This window comes from Asaia sp. SF2.1, from assembly GCF_000505765.1.
Classification (GTDB): domain Bacteria; phylum Pseudomonadota; class Alphaproteobacteria; order Acetobacterales; family Acetobacteraceae; genus Asaia; species Asaia bogorensis.
Genome location: NZ_AYXS01000006.1, coordinates 33,523 through 38,184, shown reverse-complemented (window position 1 = coordinate 38,184; position 4,662 = coordinate 33,523). Strand labels below are relative to the sequence as shown.

3 protein-coding genes are annotated in these 4,662 nt (G+C 62.0%); 1 reads left to right on the top strand and 2 read right to left on the bottom strand.

The genetic code is table 11. The annotated features are described in order from the left end of the window. Together P792_RS35880 and P792_RS24725 are read right to left on the bottom strand one after the other, a co-directional pair. The coding region (locus tag P792_RS35880; protein WP_023977973.1) for a hypothetical protein at positions 1-812 on the bottom strand (812 nt) is incomplete at its 3' end. A gap of 159 nt (positions 813-971) precedes the next feature. Further along, positions 972-1,601: a recombinase family protein gene (locus tag P792_RS24725; protein WP_023977972.1), complete on the bottom strand. Its 630-nt coding sequence runs from the start codon at positions 1,599-1,601 to the stop codon at positions 972-974. A gap of 94 nt (positions 1,602-1,695) precedes the next feature. On the opposite strand from P792_RS24725, the gene P792_RS24720 reads away from it, so the two are divergent. Then, a complete protein-coding gene (locus P792_RS24720; protein ID WP_023977971.1) occupies positions 1,696-4,593 on the top strand; it encodes a Tn3 family transposase in 2,898 nt (965 codons plus the stop codon). Positions 4,594-4,662: the final 69 nt, after the last annotated feature.

The window sequence follows — 4,662 nt, the reverse complement described above, 5'->3', positions numbered from 1 at the left end:
GTGCCGAGCGCGCACATCGTCTGGCCGAACTCCCAGAAACCGGGTGCCATGCGGGTGCTGACCTGTCCTACCCTCTGAAGCAGCGCCGTTGCCGGGCGATCCTTGTCCTTGAACGGGTAATCGACCGCTTCTCCGCGCGCTTCGATCTTGTCCCACCATTCGTATCGCTCGGTCAGGCGCAATATGCGTCGCGCGCCGGCGCCGAGGCCTGATGCGTCCGGCAACTCGTCGAGCATACCGAGGACGGCGTTGCGCAGGCCTGGCAAGCGACCAAGATCCTCGTTCAGCAGTGCAGCCCAGGCTTGCGGAGTGGAGGTGCGGAATGCCGCCCAGGCGCGGGACGCCAGCCCTACGTCTTTGATCGTGATGGGAACGGGCGGCATGAACCAGTTTCCCGGGTTGCGAGCGCCCAAACGCTCCTCTGATTGCTTAAGGCGCAGTTTGGGCAGGATCTCCGGGATGTGGCCGATCCAGTCGAGCAGCTGGATCAAGGTCAGCTGTGCGTTGGGATCAGGATCGATCCAGAACGTCACCTGGTCGAACTGACGGGCCAGATCCGGCAGGCCGGACCAAACGCGGATTTTGCGTGAGGGCACGCCCTTGGGTTCGACGTCGAACCACCAGTCTTCAAAGGGTAATCCTTCAGCTTCATATAGGGCACGGCGATCGGTGAAGAAGCGTTCTGGCGGGCCCGATGCCGGGATCGGCCCTTCGGCCAATCGGCGGACAAACGTCATGACGCGATCGCCGATACCGGCCGCGAGCAGATGGCCGCCACCGCTGTCGCAAGTGGTTAGAAGAAGCTCTGACATGGGAACCTCCGTGTTATCGCCATATCAGCCTCCATCGGTCACTTCGGGCAAGTGATCCTTGTAAGGTACGTTTGCTTTTTGGTTTGCTAAATTTAGACGCTGACGCTCGAGAGAAGAGTGAATATTGCCATCTTGGCAAGGTCATGGGTCTAGCCCCGCTCACCCCGTAATTCCGATATCAGAAACCGACTCCAGGCGCGATCGCCCAATGATCGCAGCTACTGTGTTTTTGCTGAGCCCGAGGTCGCGGGCGATCCACCGATAACTGCGTCCCTCCTCGACCAGGGCGAGTACCTTGGGCGCGAGCCGATCAGACTTTGGCCGATCGCCAAGTTGGCGTCCCAGCTTGCGACCACGTGCCCAGGCGGCGGCGAGGCCCGAGCGGACTCGCTCGCTCAGCATGTCGCGTTCAAACTGAGCGATACCGGCGAGTAGCGTCGCCATCATCCGACCGTGCGGGGTATCGACCTCGAAAGTCATGCCGCTCATTGCGACGACCGACACGCGCCAGCCCGACAGACGGTTCAGCGTATCGAGCAGGTCCTGCGTCGAGCGACCCCAACGACTCAGCTCAGTCACGAGGATCGCATCGATCCGACGTGCTTGCGCCAGTTTCATCACTTCGGTTCGCGCGGCCCGGTTTGCCTTCATGCCGGATGCGGTTTCGCGGAAGGTTCCGACCACCTCGTAACCGCCGCGCTCGGCAAAACCCGTCAGATCGCGCAACTGCCGCTCGCAGGATTGGTCCGCCGTCGAAATACGGGCGTAGATGACCGCGCGTTGTCCCAATTGAACCCCTCCGGATTTATGCCCCACAAACCCTTGATTGACGTGGGGTCAGTGTTGTCCAAAACAGACATCTGTTCAACTGGGACAATCGTGTATGCCTAGACGTCATATCCTCAGCGCCCGGCAACGAGCGGCCCTGCTCGATCTGCCGGTCGATGAGGTAGCGCTGCTCCAGCATTACATCCTGGCAAACGACGATCTGATCCATGTCAATCAGCGACGCCGTCCGGAGAACCGGATTGGTTTCGCCCTGCAACTGTGCGCGTTGCGTTACCCTGGACGGAGCCTGGCGCCGGGAGAACTGATCCCGCAGGCCATTTCCACCTTTCTCGGTGCCCAGCTCGGTATCGCCGGAGATACGCTTGTCCGGTATGCCGTGCGACGTCAGACACGTCAGCAGCACATGGAAGCCTTACGCCGTATCTACGGATACGGCACATTTCCCAGCCAGGGTGCTCGCGCCCAGGCTTTCCGAGACTGGCTGTCCGTCGAAGCCGAACAGGCGCGATCGAACGAGGATCTCGCTCGACGTTTCATCGCCCGCTGCCGCGCAACCATGACCATTTTGCCTGCGATCTCGACCATTGAGCGTCTGTGCGCGGATGCGCTCGTCGCCGCCGAGCGGCGGATGGAGAAGAAAATCGCCCAGCAGCTTGATCCCGCCGCCTGTTCTCGGCTGGACGACCTCACGACCGAAATACTGCCGGGCGGAATCACCCGGTTCATCTGGTTGCGGCGGATCGAGCCGGGCAACAATTCGGCCGCGGCAAACCGGTTGCTGGATCGCCTGGAATTTCTGCGTGCAGTGAATCTGGATACGCGATTGCTGGCAGGCGTTGCGCCGCATCGCGTCGCTCGTCTGCGCCGTCAGGGGGAGCGCTATTTTGCCGATGGATTACGTGACATCAACGCCGAGCGGCGCCGTGCCATTCTCGCTGTATGCATCATTGAGTGGGGCACCGCGACCGCCGACGCTATTATCGAAACTCATGACCGGATCGTCAGCCGCACCTGGCGGGAGGCGAAACAGTTACATGATGCGCGGATCGCAGACGCAAGAACGTCCGTGGCCGAAACGCTGGGCGGTTTCACCACTCTGGGTAGGTCGCTCCTCGCCGCCTACGGAGACGGTGCCTCTCTGGAAGAGGCGGTAGCGGATTCAGCCGGATGGGAGCAGCTGACCCGCCTCGTCGCCACTGGCATGCAACTGACAGACACGCTGGGTGACGATCCGCTGGCCCATGTCGATCAGGGTTATCATCGCTTCCGCCGCTACGCACCGCGCATGCTGCGGTGCCTGACGCTCGAAGCCGCGCCGGTTGGCCGCCCGCTGCTAGACGCGGCTATAGCCATCGCGATCAAGGGGGCCATTTCGGCAGGTGATGCCTTCCTCCGCCCTCATTCGAAGTGGCGCCGTCATTTGCGGGTGAAAAGCGACGATGACGCGCGCCTACGGGAAGTGGCGGTGATGTTTCACCTGCGAGATGCTTTGCGTGCCGGCGATATCTGGATCGAACGGTCGCACCGATATGGCGATCTCCGGGAGGTCCTGGTGCCGATGCCGGTCGCGCTGGCAACAACGCTGGCGGTCTCACCCGACCCGCATGTCTGGCTGGCCGAGCGCAAGGCGCGTCTCGCTGATGGGCTCGTCCGCCTGGGCCGCGCTGCCCGTAAAGGGACGATCCCGCAAGGCGTCATCGAGGACGGTGTGCTCCGGATCGACCGCCTGACTGCGGATGTTCCGGATGGCGTCGAGGCCCTGATGCTCGACCTGTATCGGCGAATGCCACCCGTCCGCATCACCGATCTCCTGTTGGAGGTCGATACGGCACTCGGTTTCACTGAACACTTCACGCATCTGCGCACCGGCGTACCCTGTGACGATCGGATCGGCTTGCTCAATGTCCTGCTCGCCGAAGGGCTGAACCTCGGGCTGCGCAAGATGGCCGAAGCGTCGAACACGCACGATTATTGGGAGCTTTCCCGGCTGGCACGCTGGCATGTGGAAAGTGAAGCGATGAACCAGGCGCTCGCGGCCGTGGTCGCTGCCCAGGGGGAGCTTCCCATGGCACAGGTCTGGGGCATGGGCACAACCGCATCTGCCGATGGGCAGTTCTTTCTAGCCGCGCGGCAGGGCGAAGCGATGAACACGATCAACGCCCGGTATGGCAATGATCCGGGCATCAAGGTCTACACCCATGTAAACGATCGTTTCGCGCCATTTGCCTCGCGCACGATCCCCGTCACGGTCAACGAGGCCCCCTACCTCCTCGACGGGCTGACGATGAACGAGGCCGGGCGACGGATCGAGGAGCAGTATGCCGACACAGGCGGTTTCACCGACCATCTGTTCGGGATCAGCGCGATGCTGGGTTACCGTCTGGTGCTGCGTATCCGCGATCTACCGTCCAAAAAACTGTATGTGTTCGATTCCGCCGCCACACCTCGGGACCTGAGACCTTTGGTCGGTGGCAAGGTGCGTGAGGCGCTGATTGTTGCCAATTGGCCCGATCTCTTCCGGTGTGCTGCGACCATGAGCGCAGGACAGGTCGCGCCGAGCCGGATTTTACGCAAGCTCGCAGCCTATCCGCGTCAGAACGATCTGGCGGCGGCGTTGCGGGAGGTCGGCCGGATCGAGCGCACCCTGTTCATTATCGAATGGCTTCTTGATGCCGGCATGCAACGCCGTGCTCAGGTCGGCCTCAATAAGGGGGAGGCACACCACGCGCTCAAGAATGCATTGCGGATCGGGCGCCAAGGCGAAATCCGCGATCGCACGACCGAAGGACAGCATTACCGGATCTCAGGCCTCAATCTGATCACGGCCATCATCATCTACTGGAACACGCTGCACCTTGGTCATGCTGTCGAAGCACGGCGCCGGGAGGGTCTCGACACGCCCGATCACCTCCTTGCCCATGTCTCACCGCTCGGGTGGGCGCACATTCTTCTGACCGGCGAATACCTCTGGCCCAAGGACGCAAATGCTTAGGGTGTCATTTCGCCCCCAGCCGGAACCGACCCCACTTATGTCGAACGCGTCCTCGTGCCGGATCTGCGC